17 protein-coding genes and 1 pseudogene are annotated in these 18,662 nt (G+C 73.8%); 12 read left to right on the top strand and 6 right to left on the bottom strand.

Features of this window, described 5'->3' with window-relative positions:
• Nucleotides 1-300: 300 nt before the first annotated feature.
• Complete coding sequence (locus ACZ52R_RS24325) at nucleotides 301-852, bottom strand: ATP-binding protein (RefSeq protein WP_465618555.1); 552 nt, start codon at nucleotides 850-852, stop codon at nucleotides 301-303.
• Between the two features lie 531 nt (nucleotides 853-1,383).
• Here ACZ52R_RS24325 and ACZ52R_RS24320 point away from each other — a divergent pair.
• From ACZ52R_RS24320 to ACZ52R_RS24305, 4 genes are all read left to right on the top strand, one after another.
• Nucleotides 1,384-2,094 (top strand): urease subunit gamma, encoded by a 711-nt coding sequence (locus ACZ52R_RS24320; protein WP_465618553.1) that lies wholly within the window; start codon nucleotides 1,384-1,386, stop codon nucleotides 2,092-2,094.
• Entirely contained in the window at nucleotides 2,091-3,812 is a 1,722-nt protein-coding gene (locus ACZ52R_RS24315) for an urease subunit alpha (protein WP_360499251.1), read from the top strand. The genes ACZ52R_RS24320 and ACZ52R_RS24315 overlap by 4 nt, the downstream gene beginning before the upstream one ends.
• Before the next feature lie 48 nt (nucleotides 3,813-3,860).
• Nucleotides 3,861-4,907: an agmatine deiminase family protein gene (locus ACZ52R_RS24310; protein WP_465663849.1), complete on the top strand. Its 1,047-nt coding sequence runs from the start codon at nucleotides 3,861-3,863 to the stop codon at nucleotides 4,905-4,907.
• Nucleotides 4,908-4,989: 82 nt separating this feature from the next.
• On the top strand, nucleotides 4,990-5,589 hold the full coding sequence (locus ACZ52R_RS24305; RefSeq protein ID WP_465663850.1) for a TetR/AcrR family transcriptional regulator: 600 nt from the start codon (nucleotides 4,990-4,992) through the stop codon (nucleotides 5,587-5,589).
• A 43-nt stretch (nucleotides 5,590-5,632) separates the two neighbouring features.
• Here the strand turns inward: ACZ52R_RS24305 and ACZ52R_RS24300 are convergent, their stop codons facing one another.
• Complete coding sequence (locus ACZ52R_RS24300) at nucleotides 5,633-7,285, bottom strand: PP2C family serine/threonine-protein phosphatase (RefSeq protein ID WP_465754126.1); 1,653 nt, start codon at nucleotides 7,283-7,285, stop codon at nucleotides 5,633-5,635.
• A 329-nt stretch (nucleotides 7,286-7,614) separates the two neighbouring features.
• Here ACZ52R_RS24300 and ACZ52R_RS24295 point away from each other — a divergent pair, with 329 nt between their 5' ends.
• The 5 genes and pseudogenes from ACZ52R_RS24295 to ACZ52R_RS24275 form a co-directional block, all read left to right on the top strand.
• On the top strand, nucleotides 7,615-8,190 hold the full coding sequence (locus tag ACZ52R_RS24295) for a hypothetical protein (protein WP_465618545.1): 576 nt from the start codon (nucleotides 7,615-7,617) through the stop codon (nucleotides 8,188-8,190).
• 103 nt (nucleotides 8,191-8,293) lie between these two features.
• Nucleotides 8,294-8,956 carry a DUF3105 domain-containing protein gene (locus tag ACZ52R_RS24290; RefSeq protein WP_360499241.1) on the top strand — a complete coding sequence of 221 codons (663 nt, stop codon included), beginning with the start codon at nucleotides 8,294-8,296 and terminating at the stop codon, nucleotides 8,954-8,956.
• A 134-nt stretch (nucleotides 8,957-9,090) separates the two neighbouring features.
• Nucleotides 9,091-9,720, top strand: coding sequence for a DUF305 domain-containing protein (locus ACZ52R_RS24285; RefSeq protein WP_360499406.1), 630 nt, complete (start codon nucleotides 9,091-9,093; stop codon nucleotides 9,718-9,720).
• A gap of 120 nt (nucleotides 9,721-9,840) precedes the next feature.
• Nucleotides 9,841-10,557: an aminoacyl-tRNA hydrolase gene (gene pth, locus ACZ52R_RS24280; protein ID WP_465754125.1), complete on the top strand. Its 717-nt coding sequence runs from the start codon at nucleotides 9,841-9,843 to the stop codon at nucleotides 10,555-10,557.
• Nucleotides 10,544-10,954: pseudogene (locus ACZ52R_RS24275) on the top strand (SMI1/KNR4 family protein); the annotation flags it as partial. The gene pth and the pseudogene ACZ52R_RS24275, both read left to right, overlap by 14 nt.
• Here ACZ52R_RS24275 and ACZ52R_RS24270 read toward each other — a convergent pair.
• Nucleotides 10,912-12,606, bottom strand: a complete 1,695-nt coding sequence (locus ACZ52R_RS24270; protein WP_465754124.1) for an MFS transporter — start codon at nucleotides 12,604-12,606, stop codon at nucleotides 10,912-10,914. The pseudogene ACZ52R_RS24275 and the gene ACZ52R_RS24270 sit on opposite strands and share 43 nt — an antisense overlap.
• Before the next feature lie 144 nt (nucleotides 12,607-12,750).
• Between ACZ52R_RS24270 and ACZ52R_RS24265 the strand changes: the two genes are divergently transcribed.
• Both ACZ52R_RS24265 and ACZ52R_RS24260 read left to right on the top strand, forming a co-directional pair.
• Nucleotides 12,751-13,260, top strand: coding sequence for a MarR family winged helix-turn-helix transcriptional regulator (locus ACZ52R_RS24265; protein ID WP_360499235.1), 510 nt, complete (start codon nucleotides 12,751-12,753; stop codon nucleotides 13,258-13,260).
• Between the two features lie 112 nt (nucleotides 13,261-13,372).
• Nucleotides 13,373-13,933, top strand: a complete 561-nt coding sequence (locus ACZ52R_RS24260; RefSeq protein ID WP_465618536.1) for a GNAT family N-acetyltransferase — start codon at nucleotides 13,373-13,375, stop codon at nucleotides 13,931-13,933.
• Nucleotides 13,934-14,002: 69 nt separating this feature from the next.
• Here ACZ52R_RS24260 and ACZ52R_RS24255 read toward each other — a convergent pair whose 3' ends face one another.
• Both ACZ52R_RS24255 and ACZ52R_RS24250 read right to left on the bottom strand, forming a co-directional pair.
• Nucleotides 14,003-14,572, bottom strand: a complete 570-nt coding sequence (locus ACZ52R_RS24255) for a methylated-DNA--[protein]-cysteine S-methyltransferase (RefSeq protein ID WP_465754123.1) — start codon at nucleotides 14,570-14,572, stop codon at nucleotides 14,003-14,005.
• Nucleotides 14,569-16,137 (bottom strand): DNA-3-methyladenine glycosylase 2 family protein, encoded by a 1,569-nt coding sequence (locus ACZ52R_RS24250; RefSeq protein WP_465618532.1) that lies wholly within the window; start codon nucleotides 16,135-16,137, stop codon nucleotides 14,569-14,571. The genes ACZ52R_RS24255 and ACZ52R_RS24250 overlap by 4 nt, the downstream gene beginning before the upstream one ends.
• A 108-nt stretch (nucleotides 16,138-16,245) precedes the next feature.
• Here ACZ52R_RS24250 and ACZ52R_RS24245 point away from each other — a divergent pair, with 108 nt between their 5' ends.
• A complete protein-coding gene (locus ACZ52R_RS24245; RefSeq protein WP_465618530.1) occupies nucleotides 16,246-16,740 on the top strand; it encodes an ASCH domain-containing protein in 495 nt (164 codons plus the stop codon).
• A gap of 83 nt (nucleotides 16,741-16,823) precedes the next feature.
• Here the strand turns inward: ACZ52R_RS24245 and rsgA are convergent, their stop codons facing one another.
• The gene (gene rsgA, locus ACZ52R_RS24240; protein ID WP_465618787.1) at nucleotides 16,824-17,942 is read right to left on the bottom strand and encodes a ribosome small subunit-dependent GTPase A; all 1,119 of its coding nucleotides are present in this window, start codon (nucleotides 17,940-17,942) and stop codon (nucleotides 16,824-16,826) included.
• Between the last annotated feature and the right edge of the window lie 720 nt (nucleotides 17,943-18,662).

Below are 18,662 nucleotides of genomic sequence, written 5' to 3'. Positions count from 1 at the left end.
GCTCAGTGGGCATGCTGCTCCTGCCGCTGCCGTGGCGGACCGCGCCGACCGTTCGGACGGGCCGCGTGGCGGTGTGATGGGTCGTGCTGGATAGGACGGTGCCGACGGACGGTGGTCAGTCGAGGTACGGTCTCCCCGCTACTTCCCGCACGTGGACACACATTCCCACCATCCTGGCCAATGTTCCGCCGAGCGGCAATGCCAACGGTCCGGAAATCTTCCGCTCCGCCTTCTGTTCAGGGCTTCCTTCGCCGGCGAATCAATCGGCCGCGAACAATCGTACGGCCGCGGCGGCCGGGCTCAGGGCAACGCGAGTTCGAACCAGGTGACCTTGCCGTCGCCTCTCAGCTGCACGCCCCAGGAGTCCGCGAGCGCCTCCACCAGCAGCAGGCCGCGCCCCGAGGTCGCGTACTCGGCCTCCGGGGCGCGGCGGCGCCCGGGCAGCCTGCTCGTGCCGTCCTGCACCTCGATGCGCAGCCGGTGGTCCGAGCCGAGCACCGCGTCGAAGACCGCGCCCTTGGTGGTGTGCAGCAGCGCGTTGGTGACCAGCTCGGAGGAGAGCAGCTCGGCGGTGTCGGACAGCTCCGGCACCCCCCAGCGGTCCAGCGCCGAGCGCAGTCGCCGCCGGACCGAGCCGACCGCGACCAGGTCGGCCGGGTCGAGCGTCAGGTGCAGCCGGCGGTGCAGCGCGCACCCGGGGGCCGGTGTGCCCGGCAGGGCCGTCCCGGTGGCCCCGGCGGTGCCGGTGGCGCCGACCGTCCCGGTGTTGCCGACCGCACCCTGGACCGGGCCGGACCGGTAGGCGTCGCCCGAACTCGTCCGCTGCCGCGGGAATCGCGACTGACCGTCCATCACCACAATGCCCCCGCCCTGAAATCCGGGCCCCCGCCTCCGGATCCCCCGCCGGCCGGGTGGCCCCCTCGATCTGACCACCATCCTCATGCCCAGTTGACGGCGTTTGCAACAGTGTGCGTCCGATCACGTGGGGTGAAAGGGGCACGGGGAGGTCCGCGTGATCCAACTGCCCGCGCCGGACAGGTTTGCGAAGCACAGAGGCGATTTCGAAGCCGCCGCCACTCGATCCCGCGCACACCCGGCGCCCGTACGGGCCGCGCCCCCGACCCCGCGCCCCCGACCCCGCTCCCGCCCGCGCCCCCTCCCCTTCCGCCCTGCCCGTCACCCCTGCCCGTCACCCCGGCCGCCGCCTCTCACCCCCATCCGCCGCCCAGGAAGCCGAACCCGCGCGGACCGGCAACGCTGGACAGGGCGCCCCGGGCCGGGTTCAATGGCCCGAGATGTTTGAACGCCGTTCTAACATCACCCCCGGGAAGCCCCCCGGCCCCCGAGCCGACCCCCTCCCCCGGCGACCGCGAGCGAGGAACCGTGCGACTGACCCCCACCGAGCGGGACCGGCTGCTGATCTTCACAGCAGCCGAACTGGCCCGCGCCCGCCGAGCCCGGGGCGTACGCCTCAACATCCCCGAGGCCACCGCCCTGATCGCGGACGCCGTCTGCGAGGCCGCCCGCGACGGCCGGCGCCTGGCCGAGGCCATCGAGGCCGGCCGCTCCGTGCTGACCGCCGACGACGTACTGCCCGGCGTGCCCGACGTGGTCACCGTCGTCCAGGTCGAGGCCGTCTTCGACGACGGCACCCGCCTCGCCGTCGTCAACGACCCGTTCCAGGGCGCCGGCTCGCTCGGCGACGAGGCCCCCGGCGGCGCGCTGATCGGCGACGGCGCCGGTTACGACCCGGTCGAGGAGACGCTGCTGCTCCCCGTCCACAACACCTCCGAGGTGCCGATCTCGGTCACCTCGCACTTCCACTTCTTCGAGGCCAACCCGCGCCTGGCCTTCGACCGCGCCGCCGCCTACGGCACCCACCTGGCCGTCCCGGCGGGTTCCTCGGTGCGCTTCGACCCGGGCGCCACCGTCGAGGTCGGCCTGGTGCCGATCGGCGGCGAGCGGGTCGCGATCGGCTTCGCGGGGCTCGTGGACGGGCCCCTGGACGCGCCCGGCGCGAAGGAGGCCGCCCTGGCCAAGGCCCGCGCGACCGGCTACCTGACCAGCTTCGACGACGCGGAGGTGCCCTCATGACGGCGATCACCCCCCATGACTACATCTCCGTGCACGGCCCGCGCGCCGGGGACCGGATCCGGCTCGGCGACAGCGGTCTGATCGTCCGCGTCGAGTCCGACTCCCAGGCGCCCGGCGACGAGTTCCTGGCCGGCTTCGGCAAGACCGCCCGCGACGGCCTGCACCTCAAGCCCGCCGCCGTCCGCGACACCTGCGACGTCGTGATCAGCAACGTGCTGGTGATCGACGCGGTCCAGGGCATCCGCAAGACCTCGATCGGCCTGATCGGCGGCCGGATCGCCTCGATCGGGCGGGCCGGCAACCCGGACACCCTGGACGGGGTGGACGTGGTCGTCGGCACCGGCACCACGATCGTCTCCGGCGAGGGCATGATCGCCACCGCGGGCGCCATCGACACCCACGTCCACCTGCTCTCGCCGCGGATCATGGAGGCCTCGCTGGCCTCCGGGGTCACCACGATCATCGGCCAGGAGTTCGGCCCGGTCTGGGGCGTCGGCGTCAACTCGCCGTGGGCGCTGCGCCACGCGTTCAACGCCTTCGACGCCTGGCCGGTCAACATCGGCTTCCTGGGCCGCGGTTCGTCCTCCGACCCGGCCCCGCTGGTCGAGGCGCTGGCCGAGGGCGGCGCGTCCGGCTTCAAGGTGCACGAGGACATGGGCGCGCACACCCGCGCGCTGGACACCGCGCTGCGGGTCGCCGAGGAGTACGACGTCCAGGTCGCCCTGCACACCGACGGCCTGAACGAGTGCCTCTCCGTCGAGGACACCCTGAAGGTGCTGGAGGGCCGGACCATCCACGCCTTCCACATCGAGGGCTGCGGCGGCGGTCACGTCCCCAACGTGCTGAAGATGGCGGGCGTGCCGAACGTCATCGGCTCCTCCACCAACCCGACGCTGCCGTTCGGCCGGGACGCCCTCGGCGAGCACTTCGGCATGATCGTCTCCGCGCACGACCTCAAGGTCGACCTGCCCGGCGACGCGGCGATGGCCCGCGACCGCATCCGGGCCGGCACCATGGGCGCCGAGGACGTGCTACACGACCTCGGAGTCATCGGGATCACCTCCTCCGACGCCCAGGGCATGGGCCGGGCCGGCGAGACGGTGCGCCGCACCTTCGCCATGGCCGGGAAGATGAAGGCCGAACTCGGCCCGCTCGACGGCACCGGCTCGTACGGGACGACGGAGACCGGCGACGACAACGAGCGCGTACTGCGCTACATCGCCAAGCTCACCATCAACCCGGCCATCGCGCACGGCCTCTCGCACGAGGTCGGCTCGATCGAGATCGGCAAGCTCGCCGACATCGTGCTGTGGCGCCCGGACCACTTCGGGGCCAAGCCGCAGCTCGTCCTCAAGGCCGGCTTCCCCGCGTACGGCGTGGTCGGCGACCCCAACGCCTCCACCGACCGCTGCGAACCGCTCGTCCTGGGGCCGCAGTTCGGCGCCCACGGCGCGACCGCCGCCGACATCTCGGTGGCCTTCGTCGCCCAGGCCGCCGCCGACGGCGCCTACCTCGACCGCCCCGCCGACGGGCTGCCCACCCGCCGCCGCCGCGTCGGCGTCCGGGGCACCCGCGGCATCGGGCCGCGCGACATGGTGCGCAACGCCCGGGTCGGCCACGTCGAGGTCACCGAGACCGGGCTGGTCTCGCTGGACGGCTCACCGCTGCGCTCCGAACCGGCCGACAGCGTCTCGCTCAGCCGTCTCTACTTCCTCTGATCGCCCCGGATCTCCCCGGATCTCCCCCGATCTCCCCCATAGGACTTGATGATGACCACCCCCACGCCCGCCTCCCTCGGCTACCGGATGCCCGCCGAGTGGCACCCGCACGACCGCACCTGGATGGCCTTCCCGACCGCCAACCCCACCTTCGACACCCCCGAGGCGCTGCACGCCGGCCGCGAGGCCTGGGCCGCCGTCGCCGACACCATCGTCCGGTACGAGCCGGTGACGCTGGTCGTCAACACCGGTGAGACGGCTGAGGCCCGCAAGTACGTCTCCGAGCGGGTCGAGATCGTCGAGCGCCCGCTCAACGACGCGTGGATGCGCGACATCGGCCCGTCCTTCCTGATCGACGGCAAGGGCTCGCTGGCCGCCGCCGACTGGATCTTCAACGGCTGGGGTGCGCAGTCCTGGGCCCGCTGGGACAAGGACCAGCACATCGCCGAGCACATCGGCGAACTGACGGAGGTTCAGCGCTTCGCCTCCCGGCTGATCAACGAGGGCGGCGGCATCCACGTCGACGGCGAGGGCACGGTGCTGCTCACCGAGACCGTCCAGCTCGGCGAGGGCCGCAACGCCGACTGGACCAAGGAGGAGGTCGAGGCCGAGCTGCATGCCTTCCTCGGCACCACCAAGGCGATCTGGCTGCCGCGCGGACTCACCCGCGACTACGACGAGTTCGGCACCCGCGGGCACATCGACATCGTCGCCTCCTTCGTGCGCCCCGGCGTCGTGGTCGCCCACGTGCAGCCCGACCCGTCCCACCCGGACCACGAGGTCTGCCGGGAACTCGTCGCCGTCCTGCGCGCCTCGACGGACGCCCAGGGCCGGCCGCTGGAGGTCGTCGAACTGCCCGCCCCCACCGTCCTGCTGGACGAGGACGGCGAACCGGTCGACTACTCCTACATCAACCACTACGTGGCCAACGGCGCCGTGATCCTGTGCGCCTTCGCCGACCCGCGCGACCAGGAGGCCGCCGCCATCCTCGGCCGCGCCTACCCGGGCCGCACCGTCGAACTCGTCGACGCCCGCGAGATCTTCGCCAACGGCGGCGGCATCCACTGCATCACCCAGCAGCAGCCCAAGGCCTGACCCCCGGGGCTGCCGGAGCGGGGCCCACCGCCCCGCTCCGGCAGCCTTCGAACTACCGTTCCACCCAGGGAGAGCACCGCACATGGCCGACCCCCGCCCGCGCCGGCCCGCACGCCCCCGCGAGGAGGTCTTCGCCACCGCCCGGGCCGCGATCGCCGAACACGGGCTCGCCAAGCTCACCATGGCCGGACTCGGCAAACAGCTCCAGATGAGCGCCGGACACCTGCTCTACTACTTCGGCAGCAAGGACCAGCTCCTGCTGGAAACCCTCCGCTGGAGCGAGGACCAGCTCGGCGCCCGCCGCCGCGACACCCTCGCCGACCACACCCTCGACCCCTGGCAGCGCCTCGACGCCTACCTGCGCCTCTACCTGCCCGAGGGAGCGGGGGACCCGCGCTGGATCCTCTGGGTCGAAGTCTGGGGCCGCTCCCCCGCGAGCGCCGAGATCCGCCGGGGACAGCAGGAGATCGAAGCCCCCTGGCAGGCCGACCTGGTGACCCTCATCGAACAGGGCACCGCCACCGGCCACTTCACCCCGGGCCCCGCCGCCGACCGCGCCACCCAGATCCGCGCCCTCCTCGACGGCCTCGCCGTCCCCATCGCCATCGGCCTCCCCGACTCCCACCCCCCAGCCGCCCTCACCCAGGCCACCGCCGTCACCGGCATCCTCCTCCGCACCTGAGCCGCGGCCGCTCCCGGGGCGAAATAGGCAGACCGGTCCACCGTCACTCGGTCCAGACGGCGGCGGCGGTGCGGTCGTCGGCGTAACCCTTGGCGCGGACCTGGACCTGGCGCAGGAAGTCGACGGTGCCCGGGGTGTGCGGGTGGGCCCAGTGGGTGGAGAGGAAATGGGCGACGGCTGGTTCGTCGGCGATCGGGCGGGCCAGGCCGGGGGTGCAGAGGAGCAGGATGTCGCCCGGCGTGGCGGGAACGAGCCGGAAGCGGAACGGGCGCGGGTCCGGGACCGGGGCCTCGGGCGCCGGCGGCTGGCCGTCCGGGTGGTGCAGGAGCCGGGCCGCGTACGCGTCGATCCAGTGGCCGGAACGCAGCAGGTACAGGCCGCCCGGGCCGACACCGAAGGCCGCGCGATAGCCCGCCGCCGGGTCGAGCGACACCATCAGGCAGTGCAGCGAGGCCGGCGACGGGCTGTCGTCCCCCTCCGCCCGGGGTGCCAGCGCGCGCAGCGGGGCGACGGCTCCGGTGGCCAGCCGCTGGAGCCCGTAGCGGAGCCGGTCCCGGGCACCGTCGCGCAGGTCGGCGGCCAGTCCGGCCCGGCTGCGCCCGATCGCGGCGGCGAGTTGGCGGCAGGCCTCACCGGCGGCGGTGGCGACGGCCTCCGCGGTGACCGTGTCGTCCTCGGCGCCGCCCGTCCGGTCGAAGCCGCCGAGCACGGCGAGCAGCAGTCCGTCGGGCCCGTCGCCGAAGCGGGTGACCAGGAGGGAGTCGCGGCGCGGTTCGCCCCGGTAGCGCGCGGAGTCGCCCCGGACGGACACGGCGCGCAGGACGGACGGCCCGTACTGCGCGCCCTCCAGCACGGTGTCCGGGGCGAGCGAGCGCAGCGAGCCCGGGTCCGCCTCCGGTACGGCCGTCGGCTCGGGCCCGTAGGTCGGGGGGCGTTCGCCGACGTGCGGGACGGTGGCCCCGCCGTCGGCGAGCGGCGCGCGGACGGCCAGGCGGGGGTCGGGGACGGTGGCGGTGACAGGTGCCGGTGCCGGGTCGGATTCGGGCGCCGGTGCGTGGTCGGGCTCGGGTTCGGGGGTCGGGTCGGGGGTGGCTGCCTCGGGTCCTTCGGGCGCCTCGGCCACCGCCTCGGGCGCTTCAGGCACCTCGGCAACCTCTGAAACCTCGGCAACCTCCGGAACCTCCGGAGGTTCCGGAACCTCGGCGACGACGGGCCCGGGGGCTGACGGCGGGGTGTTCTTCTCCAGCGAGAGCGGAACAGCCGTCTCCTCCGGCTCCGGCTCCGGCGTCTCCGCCGCCGCCCTCGGCGCGTCGTCGGCGAAGGAAGGCGCCGGGAACTGGTGGGTCTCCATGGACGTCCGCTGACGCCCGATCCCCTCCGGTCCGTCGGTCACGTCTGGTCCGTCGATCACGCCGACCGCCGTGTCGAACCAGTCGTCGAGGCTGTCGCGGCCGTCCTGCGCGGGCTCCGGCTCACCCTCCGCCGCCGCCGGAGCCGGGGCCGGCTCCGGCTCCGGCTCCGCCGACCGCTGCTGCCCGATGAGCCCTGCCGCCGTGTCGAACCAGTCGTCGACGCTGCCGTCCCCCGGGTCGGCGTGCGGGGTGTCCGGGAGGGTGCCCGCCGGGCCGTCGTAGACGGTGTCCCACCAGCCGTCGTCGGGCCGGTGCGGCTGTGCGGGTGCACCCTGCTTGCTCATCTGGCGGCTCCTGCCTCGGTCCGTGGTCGCGCCGCCCCCGGCGGGCCGGGCTCGACGTCATTGTTCTCCAAGTGCAACGGCCCTGTCCGGGTTTCGGCGACAACCGGTCACCCACCGGAACATCCCGGCCACCGCGCCGACCAGCCGGTTCGTCGCCCGCGCCCGGTCGCTTCACCGGGGACGTCACCGCCCGGCCCGCTTCCGTTCCGTCCGTGCTTGCCGGATGTGCCCGGAGCAGGGTGTTTCCTGGACATCCGGGCGTTCCGACCCCCGAAAATGAGGGCCGGTGGGGGGCATCGCTTCACTCGTTCGGCTGATTAAATGTGCGCATGACCGCGTCGGCCCCCAGCTCACCCCGACCGGGGAGGGCCGCACCGGCGGGCCGCCCGGTGGGTGCGCTGTTGGTCCTGCTGCTCGCCGCCCTGTTGTCGATGCTGCCCTGCGCGGGTCCGGCGAAGGCGGTGGACGGGCCTGCCCGTCCGGTGCCGGCCGCCGCCCCGGCCAGTGCCCTCACCGTCGTCAGCGTCGTCAGCGTCCAGGTCGCGACCGGACAAGCGCCCCACACGGGCCACGCCGAGCAGGCCACCAAGCCCGCCAAGGCCGCGAAGCTCGCCGAGGTCGGCAAGGCCTCGAAGGCCTCCGACCAGCAGCGGATCGCCGAGGAGCAGGGGCACTGGATCCTCTGCACCGCCGACGGCCAGCCCCCGCGCAACAACGGCTGCACCAGCCACCCGTACTGCCCGCAGGACGCCCAGCTGCCGAATCCGCCGCCGCAGCCGCAGCCCGCCGTGTCACCCGTGACCCCGGCCGCGCCCGAGGCGCTGCCCCGGGTGGTGCCCGCGGGCCTGCTGGACGGTTCGCACCCGGCGCCCGACCTGCACGAACTCCAGGTCCACCGGTCCTGAGCGGAACCCACCGCCGGCCCAGCCGCCGACGGATCCGCCCTGCCTCACTCTCCAGCTGACCGCCGCCACCGACCTTGTGCGCGGCGGAGACAAGGACACCACCATGGGTTCCGCCAAGCAGTCCAACAAGTCCGGCGGCAAGCAGGTCGGCCTCGACCGCCGCGCCCGGATCGCCGAGCTGCGCGCCGCCGAGCAGCGCCGCGACCGCCGTAACAAGGTCGTCGCTTCGGTGGTGGCCGGTGTGCTGGTGATCGCCGCGATAGCCACCGGCACCTGGGTCGTCATGGACCAGAACCAGAAGAAGAAGGACAAGGAAGCCGCCGCCAACGCGGACATCCCGGGTGTGAAGACCTTCGGCGACCTGACCCGCAACCACGTCAAGGAGAAGGTCACCTACCCGATGACCCCGCCGGTCGGCGGCGACCACAACGCGGTCTGGCTGGACTGCATGGGCCACGTCTACGACCAGCCGGTCGAGAACGAGCGTGCCGTCCACTCGCTGGAGCACGGCGCGGTCTGGGTGACGTACAACGGCAAGGCCACCCCGGACGACATCAAGACCCTGACCGACAAGGTCAAGGCCACCCCGTACTCGCTGATGAGCCCGTACCCGGACGAGCAGGGCACCATCACCCTGAACGCCTGGAGCACCCAGCTGGTCGTGGACAGCGCCAGCGACCCCCGGGTGAACCAGTTCTTCACCAAGTACGTCCAGGGCAAGCAGACCCAGGAGCCGGGCGCCTCCTGCACCATGGGGCAGATGTGACCGCCGACGCGGGCCGTCCCCAGGCGGCCGCGGCCGAGAACGGCGTGGAGACGGCCGTGGACCCGGCTGCGGAGGCCGTCACCGGAGCCGTCACCGCCGAGGACGGCGGGGGCGCCGCCCCGCGCCGTCGGCGCATGTGGTGGCCGGCCGCGCTGGCCGCCGCCGTGGCGCTGGCGCTCGGGGTGCCGGCCCTGGTGGCAAGCGGGACCTCCGCCTCCGGCACCGCGCTGTCGGTCCCCGCGGACGACTCGCCCGAGGCCGGGTTCGCCCGCGACATGGCGACCCACCACCAGCAGGCGGTGGACCTGTCGTTCGTCGTCCGGGACCGCACGAGCGACGAGCCGACCCGCACCCTCGCCTTCGACATCATCAACACCCAGGCCAACCAGCGCGGCATGATGATGGGCTGGCTGGACCAGTGGGGGCTGACACAGCACTCGGGCGCCAAGCCGATGGCGTGGATGCAGATGGGCCACGACTACCAGGCGCACGACGGTTCGCTGATGCCCGGCATGGCCACCAACACCCAGATCGCGAAGCTGCGTTCGCTCAGCGGGCGGGACGCCGAGGTGTTCTACCTGCAGCTGATGATCGAGCACCACAAGGGCGGCGTCGAGATGGCCCAGGGTTACGTGGACCTGGCCAGGAACGACACCGAGAAGCGGCTCGCGCAGTCGATGGTGATCGCCCAGACCTCGGAGCTGCAGCTGATGACCGACATGCTCACGGAGCGCGGCGCCGCCCCCGGCGTGCCCGCGTCCTGAACCGGCTCACCACTCCCACCGCTCTCGTTCCCCGGACGGCCGGGGCGCAGCCGACGGTCCCGCACCGTCCCCGCCGCGCCCCGGCCGTCCGCCGTTCCCACCCCCCTGCGGAGACCTCGCATGACCCCCGACGCACCCGACGCACCCGACGCACCCCGCGCACCCCGCGCACCCCGCGCACCCCGCGCACCCCGCGCACCCGGCGCACCCTGGCTGATCGCCGGACTGGGCAACCCCGGACCGTGGTTCCGGCAGACCCGGCACAACGCGGGCTTCCTGGCCGTCGACCGGCTGGCCGAGCGGCACGGCGCCCGGTTCCGGTGGCACGGCATCGCCACCCTGGTCGCGGAGATCGCGGTCGACGGCCGGCCGGTGCTGCTCGCCAAGCCGCTGTGGTTCATCAACCTGTCCGGCCGCCCGGTGGCCGCGCTGCTGCGCCGCTACGGCGTGCCGGTGGAGCAGCTGGTGGTCGTGCAGGACGACCTGGACTTCGCGTTCGGCTCCGCCAGGCTCAAGCGCGGCGGCGGGCCCGGCGGCCACAACGGGGTGCGCTCGGTGGGCGAGGTGCTCGGCACCCGCGACTTCGTCCGACTGCGGTTCGGCATCGGCCGGCCGCCGAAGGGGCAGAGCGTCGGCGACTTCGTGCTGAAGAAGTTCTCGGACGACGAACTCACGGCCATGCCCGGCGAGTTGGACCGTTGCGCGGACGCCCTGGAGACCCTGGTGCGGCGCGGCCTGAACCGGGCCCAGGACGCCCTGAACGCCCGCCCCGTCCCTGAGACCGGTCACGGCGCGGAAGCGGGCCGTGGCACGGAGACCGACCATGGCGCGCGGTGACGACTTCCGGTGTTCCCTGTGGGACGCCGGGGCCGAGGACGACGCGCAGTCGGCCCTGACCGCCGAAGCGGTCGCGGAGGCCCAGCGGCTGCTCGGCGTCACGCTTCCGGCCGCCCTGCTCGACCTGCTGCACCACCGCGACGGCGGCGGGGTCGCGGAGGACCGGAACGCCTTCCCCACCAGTCGGCCGACCTCGTGGAGCGCCGACCACGTCCCGTTCGACTGGCTGATGGGCATCGGCCGGCGCGCGGGAGCGCTGTCCCTGCTCGACAGCCCGTACCTGGTCACGGAGTGGGGCCTGCCCTCCCCGGTGGTCCTGCTCTCGGGTGAGGGACCGTGCTGGATCGGGCTGGACTACCGGGAGCGCGGCCGGGACCGGGAACCGTCCGTCACCTGGTTCGAGGCGGACCTCGGCCGGGAGCTGCCGCTCGCGCCGGACTTCCGCTCGTTCCTCGAAGGCCTCACCGCAGCCGACGACTTCGAATGAGGATCACCGGGCACCCCGGGCACCCCGGGCACCCCGGGTGCCTCGAACGCCCCGGGAGCCCCGGGAGCCCCGGGAGCCCCGGGAGCCCCGGGACCGGGCACGGCCCGATGTCTGCGGAGCGGACCGCGGGCCGGCCGGGTGAGGAGTGCGGCCGCGGCCGCGACCGCCGCGAGGAGGAGGAGCACCGTCCGCCCACCGGACGCCGCGCCTGCCAGGTGGACGCCGAGGACGGACAGTGCCATGCCGAGCGCCGTACCGAGGCTGCGCGCCATGTTCACCATGCCGCCGCCGACCGCCGAACACTCCGCAGGGATCGCCCGCATCACCAGCGCGTTGTTGGCCGGCAGCAGCAGGCCCAGCCCGTACCCGGCGACCAGCAGCGGGGCCGCCGACACGGTCGAGGCCGGCAGCAGGGCGAACAGCAGCAGCCCGCCCGCCGCCACGGCTGCGCCGAAGCGGCACCTGGTCGCATCCGACCAGTCCCGGGGCAGCAGCCCGCCGCCGACCGTCGCGGCGAAGGCGAACGCGGCGGGCAGCAGGGTGACCAGCAGGCCCGCGCCGGCCGTCGACACACCCGCGCCGGTGAGCAGCACGGGGCCCAGCACGAGCGGGCAGAACAGCAGCAGGTAGCCGATCAGCGCGACCACCAGGCCGGACCGCACGCCCGGGGTGTTGACCAGGCCGGGTGCCAGGATCGGCCGGGCGGCCCGCCGCTCCTGGCGCACCAGCGCCACCGTGAGCACGGCGGCGGCGAGCAGCAGGACGGCGACGACCCAGCCGGGCAGCGGAAGGCCGGAGGCGGTGGACAGGGCGAGCAGCAGCGACGTGGTCGCGCCGGTGAGCAGCAGCATGCCGGGCAGGTCGAAGCGGGCGTCGTCGCGGTGCGGACGGACCGTGGGGCGCGTCCGGGGGTTGGGAACGGGGCCCACGCCGTCCGTCCGGGTGCGGGGCAGCAGGTACCAGCCGGCCAGGATGCCGAACACGGCGATCGGCACGTTGACCCAGAACACCCAGCGCCACGAGGCGTGTTCGACCAGCAGGCCGCCGAGGCTGGGCCCCAGCGCCAGCCCGAGGCCCTGGGCGGAGGCCTGGATGCCGAGCGCGCGCCGCATCGCGTGCTCCGGGACGCCGCGGGCGACCAGCGCGACGCTGTTGGCCTGCATCATCGCGGCGCCGACGGCCTGGACGGCCCGGCAGCCGACCAGGATCCAGAGGCTGCCGGCGAATCCGGCGCCGAGCGAGGAGAGGCCGAAGACGGCGAAGCCGCCGATGTACATCGTCTTGCGGCCGGCCAGGTCGGACAGTCGGCCGATCGGGGCCAGCAGGGCGACCAGGACGAGCAGGTAGGCGAGGGCGACCCATTCGACGGCGGCGAAGCCCGCGTCGAAGTGGTGGCCGATGGCGGGGAAGACCAGGGCGATGACGCTGGCGTCGAGCTGGCCGAGGAAGGCGCCGAGGCAGACCGTGCCGACAGCCAGCCAGTGGGCGTGGCGCCACCCGGCGATGCCGCGGGGCCGGGGCCGCTCGGTGAGCAGTCGGGCGGCAAGGGCGGTGGCGTTCATGGGACGAATATATCGGATGCAGACATGTTCTTTCTACGAGCAGGTCGTCCTGCGATACGAAGCGTCTCGCGGGGCGTCCACACCGCGCCCGAGGGACGGACCGCGCCCCCGGCACGCCCCGTACCAGGAGATACGCTGTCCGCCATGCCGTCGTCACCACACGTTCCCGACCCCGCCACCACAAGCCCCGACCCGGCGGTCGAGCACGCCCGGCAACTGACCGACACCGTGACCCGGCTGCGCCGCGCACTGCGCAGCAGCATCCGCACCGACTACCCGTGGGAGTCCCTGCCGATGGCGCAGGTCGAACTCCTCCAGACCCTCGCCGCCGCACCACTGCGGGTCGGCGAACTGGCCGCCCGTCAGCGGCTCGCCCCCAACACCGTCAGCGGACTGGTCGGCAAGCTGCTCGAAGCCGGCTTCGTGGACCGCCAGGCCGACCCCGGCGACCGCCGCACCGCCCGGATCGCCCTCACCCCGGCCGGACGGCGCCAGCTCGACGACTGGCAGCAGGCGCACGAGCGCCGCATCGCCACCGCGCTCGGCGCCCTCGAACCCGCCGACCGCGCGGCGGTCGTCAACGCCCTGCCCGCCCTGGAGCAGCTCGCCCGGGCCCTCGCGCAACAGCCGGGGACCGGCACCGAACAGGGCTGAACCGGCGTCGACCGGCTCGCCCCGTCCCGGCCGGTGCCGCCGGTGCCGCCGGTGCCGACCGGTGGACAAACCCGTTGGTCGACGGCCCGGTCCTGCCGCTACCGTCGCCGGCATGACCACAGCACGGGTACACATCGAGCCCTGGACGGACGCCGACCTCGCGCTGCTGCGCCGGGTCAACACACCGGAGATGAAGACGCACGTCGGCGGCCCGGAGACCGAGGAGCAGCTGCTCGTCCGGCACGGCCGCTACCTGGACTTCGTCCCGTCCGGCCTCGGCTGCATGTACCGGATCGTGCTGCTGCCCGAGGACGCGGCGGTCGGGGACGGGACAGTCGACGGCGGGGCAGTCGACGGCGAGTCGGTTGGCACGGTCGGCTACGGCACCCGGACCTGGGAGGGCGAGACCGTCCACGAGATGGGCTGGAACGTGCTGCCCGGCTTCCAGGGCCGGGGCATCGCCGTCGCCGCCACCCGCGCCGCGGTCGCGGCCGCCCGCCGCGAGGCGGCCCACCGGTACCTGCACGCCTTCCCGTCGGTGGACAACCCCGCCTCCAACGCGGTCTGCGCGAAGGCCGGGTTCACGCTGCTCGGCGAGACGGAGTTCGAGTTCCCGCCCGGGCGGTTCATGCGCAGCCACAACTGGCGGGTGGACCTGCGCAGTTCGGAGTGATCACCTCAGGAGTGATCGGTCCGGAGTGATCGGTCCGGAGCGATCGGTCCGGAGCGATCGGGCCGGCGGTCAGAACAGGGTGCCGCTCTCCAGCTCCAGCAGCAGGCGCTTGCGGTCCACGCCCGCCGCGAAGCCGGTGAGCGAGCCGTTGGCGCCGAGCACCCGGTGGCAGGGGCGCACGATCAGCAGCGGGTTGGCGCCCACCGCGCCGCCGACCGCGCGGACCATCCGCGGCTCCTGCCCGGCCAGCTCGGCGAGTTCGCCGTAGGTGACGGTCGTGCCGTACGGGATCTCGTCCAGCGCGGCCCAGATCCGGCGGCGGAACTCGGTGCCGACCGGCGCGAGCGGCAGGTCGAAGCCGGTGCGCTCGCCGGCGAAGTAGGCGGTCAGCTGGGCGACCGGCTCGGCGAGCGCCTCCGGGTCGAGGACCCAGTCGTCGGCGGGTTCGGCCAGCGCGTACTTCTGGCCCGGCGCCGTGACGGTGGCCAGCGCGGCCGGCCCGCCGTCCTCGGGCAGGACACCGCTGAGCAGCAGCCGGCCGAAGGGGCTCTCCATGGTGGTGTAGACGGTGCCGGTGTGGGCGGTGCTCGTGTGGACGGTGGCAGTGGGGACGGTGGCAGTGGGGACGGTGGTGCTCATGCTCGTTCGTTCTCCGTTCCGGTGCTGGTGGTCGCGGGGCCGGCCCACAGCCGGTGGACCGCGTAGGAGCGCCACGGGGCCCAGGCCTCGGCCGCGCGGGCGGCGGACTTCGGGTCGCCGGGGACGCCGAGCCGGACGAGGCCGTGCTTGACTCCCACGTCGCTCGGGAGGAAGACATCGGGGTCGGCGAGGGCCCGCATCCGCAGGTAGCCGACCGTCCAGGGGCCGATGCCGGGCAGGGCCAGCAGCCGGGTCGCGGCCTCCTCCCGGTCGACCCCGCTGTCGAGGCTCACCACGCCCTCCGCCAGGGCCGCGCACAGGCCGGTGAGCGCGCGGCGGCGGGCGGCGGGCATCGCGAAGTCCTCCGCCTCTGCCGTGGCCAGGACCGCCGCGGTCGGGAAGAGCAGCCGCAGGCCGCCGCTGGGCTCGGGCAGTGCGGTGCCGTACTTCTCGGCGAGCCGGCCCGCCAGGGTACGGGCCGCGCCGACGCTGACCTGCTGGCCGAGGACGGCGCGGACGGCGAGTTCGTGCGGGTCCACGTGGCCGGGCGAGCGCAGTCCGGGGCGCTCGCGGACCAGCGGACCGAGCACCGGGTCGGCGCCGAGCTGCTCGTCGACCGCGAGCGGGTCGGCGTCCAGGTCGAAGAGGATGCGCAGCCGTTGGACGGCGGTCGGCAGGTCGCGCAGGTCGGCGAGGAAGAGCCGGCAGTCCAGCCAGCCTCGGGTGCGCGGCTCGTCCGGCGCCAGGCCGTCGACCTCGGCGATGCCGTGGCCGTACGGGAGCCCGAGGGTGCGCCGGTAGGTCCGGACGCCCGGGCGCGCGCCGGGGACGACCTCCTCCACACCGGGGATGGCGCGCAGGGCGAGGAAGTCGATCAGGTGGTCGCTGTCCAGCGCGCCGCGGTAGGCGAGGCGCAGGGTCAGGCCGCCGGCCGGGGTCGCGGTGCGGCGACCGGCGGCGACCTCGGCGCGCAGGCCGCTGGGCGTACGGTCGTAGACCTCGCGCACGGTGTCGTTGAACTGGCGGACGGAGGCGAAGCCGGCCGCGAACGCGATGTCGGTGACGGACAGCTCGGTGGTCTGCAGGAGGAGGCGGGCGGTCTGGGCGCGACGGGCGCGGGCCAGCGCGATCGGGCCCGCGCCGAGCTCGGCGGTGAGCTGACGCTGCAGCTGGCGGGAGCTGTAACCGAGGCGGCCGGCCAGACCCGCGACGCCCTCGCGGTCCACCACGCCGTCGCCGATCAGTCGCATCGCGCGGCCGACCAGGTCGGCGCGGTGGTTCCACTCGGGGGATCCCGGCACCGAGTCGGGGCGGCAGCGGCGGCAGGCACGGAAGCCTGCGCCCTGGGCGGCCGCGGCGCTGGGGTAGAAGACGCAGTTGACCCGCTTGGGGGTCACGGCGGGGCAGCTTGGTCGGCAGTAGATGCCGGTGGAGGTGACGGCCGTGAAGAAGACGCCGTCGAAGCGGGCGTCGCGGCTGTCCACGGCTCGGTACCGGATGTCGTCGTCGATCACGTTGTCCAGTCTGCGGGATCGGGCGGGGGGTGACTGGCGGGAATCGGACATCGCCGTTCGGGGGCCCTCCCCCTCCCCCGCCCCACCCCTCCCCCGCCCAGGCCCGGCCCGGCCCGAAATTCACGGCCGTTCCAGCCGGCCCGCGGCTACGCTCGCCGCATGAGCGAGCAGCCAGGTGCCCGGCCCACCGGCCGGCCCTACACCGGCCACCCCTACGCCGGCCCGGACGACCCGCGCGTGGTCGCCCTGCCCCCGGAGGAGTTCGCGTTCCCCGGCCCGCTGCGCGACCAGCTGGTCGCGGCCGTCCTCAGCGGCGCCAAGACCAGCACCACCGGGCTGGTCGCCGGCTACGAGCACGAGGGCGAGCCCCTGCCGCAGCCCGGCGAGCGGGGCGCCGTCCTCGACTCGGACGGCCGCCGGGTCGCGGTGATCGAGACCACGGACGTCCGTGTGGTCCCGCTCTCCGAGGTCGACCTGCGGCACGCCCTGGACGAGGGCGAGGGGTACGCCAGCGTGGCTGACTGGCGCGCCGTGCACGAGGGGTTCTGGCGGAGCCCGGAGATGCTCGCCGCCCTCGATGACCCGGACTTCACCGTGGACGACACCACCCCCGTGCTCCTCCAGCGCTTCCGGCTGGTGGCCGACCTCCGCTGAGCCGGGTGGGCCGGGCGGAGGCCGGCCACCGTCGCCGCAGCGCGACAGCGGCCGATTGACGGCGGTCGGCCGGCTCCGACGGGTCAGCGCTTCACCGGACCTCCCACGGCACGCATCGACTTGGTGATCGTCTTCCACTTCTGCAGCCGGGCCTTGGCCACCCGGGCGTCCGAGCGCGAGGCGATCCACTCGTTCTCGCGCTGGAGCTTGAGGTAGCTCTCCATCCGGCGCTGCGGCAGGGTCCCGTCGGCCAGCGCCGCCTGCACCGCGCAGCCCGGCTCGGTGTGGTGGCCGCAGTCGTGGAAGCGGCACTCCTCGGCCAGCTCGGCGATGTCGGCGAAAGCCAGGTCCACGCCCTCGCCACCGTAGAGGCCGACCTCGCGCAGCCCGGGAGTGTCGATCAGGACGCCCCCGCCGGACAGCGGGATCAGCTCGCGGGTGGTCGTGGTGTGGCGGCCCTTCTGGTCGACCTCGCGGGCCTCCTGGACGGTCATCACCACGGCGCCGGCCAGCGCGTTGGTGAGCGTGGACTTGCCGACGCCGGACTGGCCGATCACCGCGGTGGTGCCGGGGGTACAGGCGCGCAGCACGTCCATGCCTTCGCCGGTCTCGGCGCTCACGACGACCACCGTGACCCCGGGCGCGATCGCCTCGACGTCGGCCCGGATGAAGTCGGCGTCGTCCACAAGGTCGGCCTTGGTGAGGGCGACGAGTGGTTCGGCGCCGGACTCCCAGGCCAGGGCGAGGAAGCGCTCGATCCGCCCGAGGTCGGGATCGGTGGCGAGGGAGGAGGCGATCAGGACGGTGTCGACGTTGGCCGCCAGCACCTGACCGTCGGAGCGCTTGCCGGCCACCTTGCGGATGATCGCGGTGGAGCGCGGCAGCAGCGCGACGACGGCGGCCATCGGCTGGGCGTGGAGGTCCACGGCCGCCCAGTCGCCCGTGCACGGGCAGTTGATCATGTCGGCGTCGCCGACCGGCCGGGTGTCGAAGCGGACGGTGCGCGGCTCGCCCGTCTCCGGGTCGGCGATCACGGCGTCGCACTGGCCGCGGTCGACCCGGACGATCCGGGCCGGGAGCAGCCCGGCCTCGCCGAGCGGGGTGAACAGCTCCGCGAGCTCGGGCGTCCAGCCGTAGCCGGCCAGCGCGGAGCCGGCCTCGGAGGGAGCGGTGCCGACCTCGGCGGAGGAGAAAGAAGACAGAGAAAGAGAAGGAGAGAACGACGGAACGGAGGCAGCGTTGGTCAACGCAGTGGCCCTTCGGGAGCAATGGTCCCGGCGAGCTACGGCTGGCGCGAAGGGCTCAGCCGGCGGCCGGGAAAAGGAGGTGAACGCGAGTACTGCCCTGGGCAGCTATCGGGGCGACAACGACCACGGGGTTCACCTCCTGCTCTCTACTCCTCGGGCGGCCCAACGGCCTCCGAACCGGACACGTCACACGCTAGCGAAGCGCCCTGGCTGCGCCAACCCATTTTTGACCTGCAGGCTGAAACACGGTTTTGGGGCGTCCGTCTAGTCCACCCAGTCCATAAACCCCCAGGTCAGAGCGTCGTGTCCCAGACAGCGTGGGTACGTGCGTGACAAATCTGTGACTGGTGGGGTGCACAGCAGAGCCACTGCCAGAGGCCACCAGGAGTCCACAGAGAGCAGCGACAGCGCCGCAGGGTTCTTGATCACCCAGGCGCTTCGCGCCTGCTTAGTGGATCTACACGGCTCCACAGGGCGTGCCTGGGGCAGGCTCAGCCGCCCCGCGAGAGGGGAGGGGCGCGGGAGCCGGCAAGGGGTCGAATCCAGGATGAGCACCCCGCGCCCCATCTGCGGAGCCTAACCTGCGTGTTTCATCCGGGGTCGCGTCCGGAGCATGATCGGAAAAGCGAAAGTGCCTTCTGAGCTGCAACGATGAGGCTTGTCTAAGGTCCCAGT

The organism is Kitasatospora sp. NPDC034023 (genome assembly GCF_055575795.1).
This window is presented reverse-complemented; position numbering and strand designations above follow the sequence as displayed.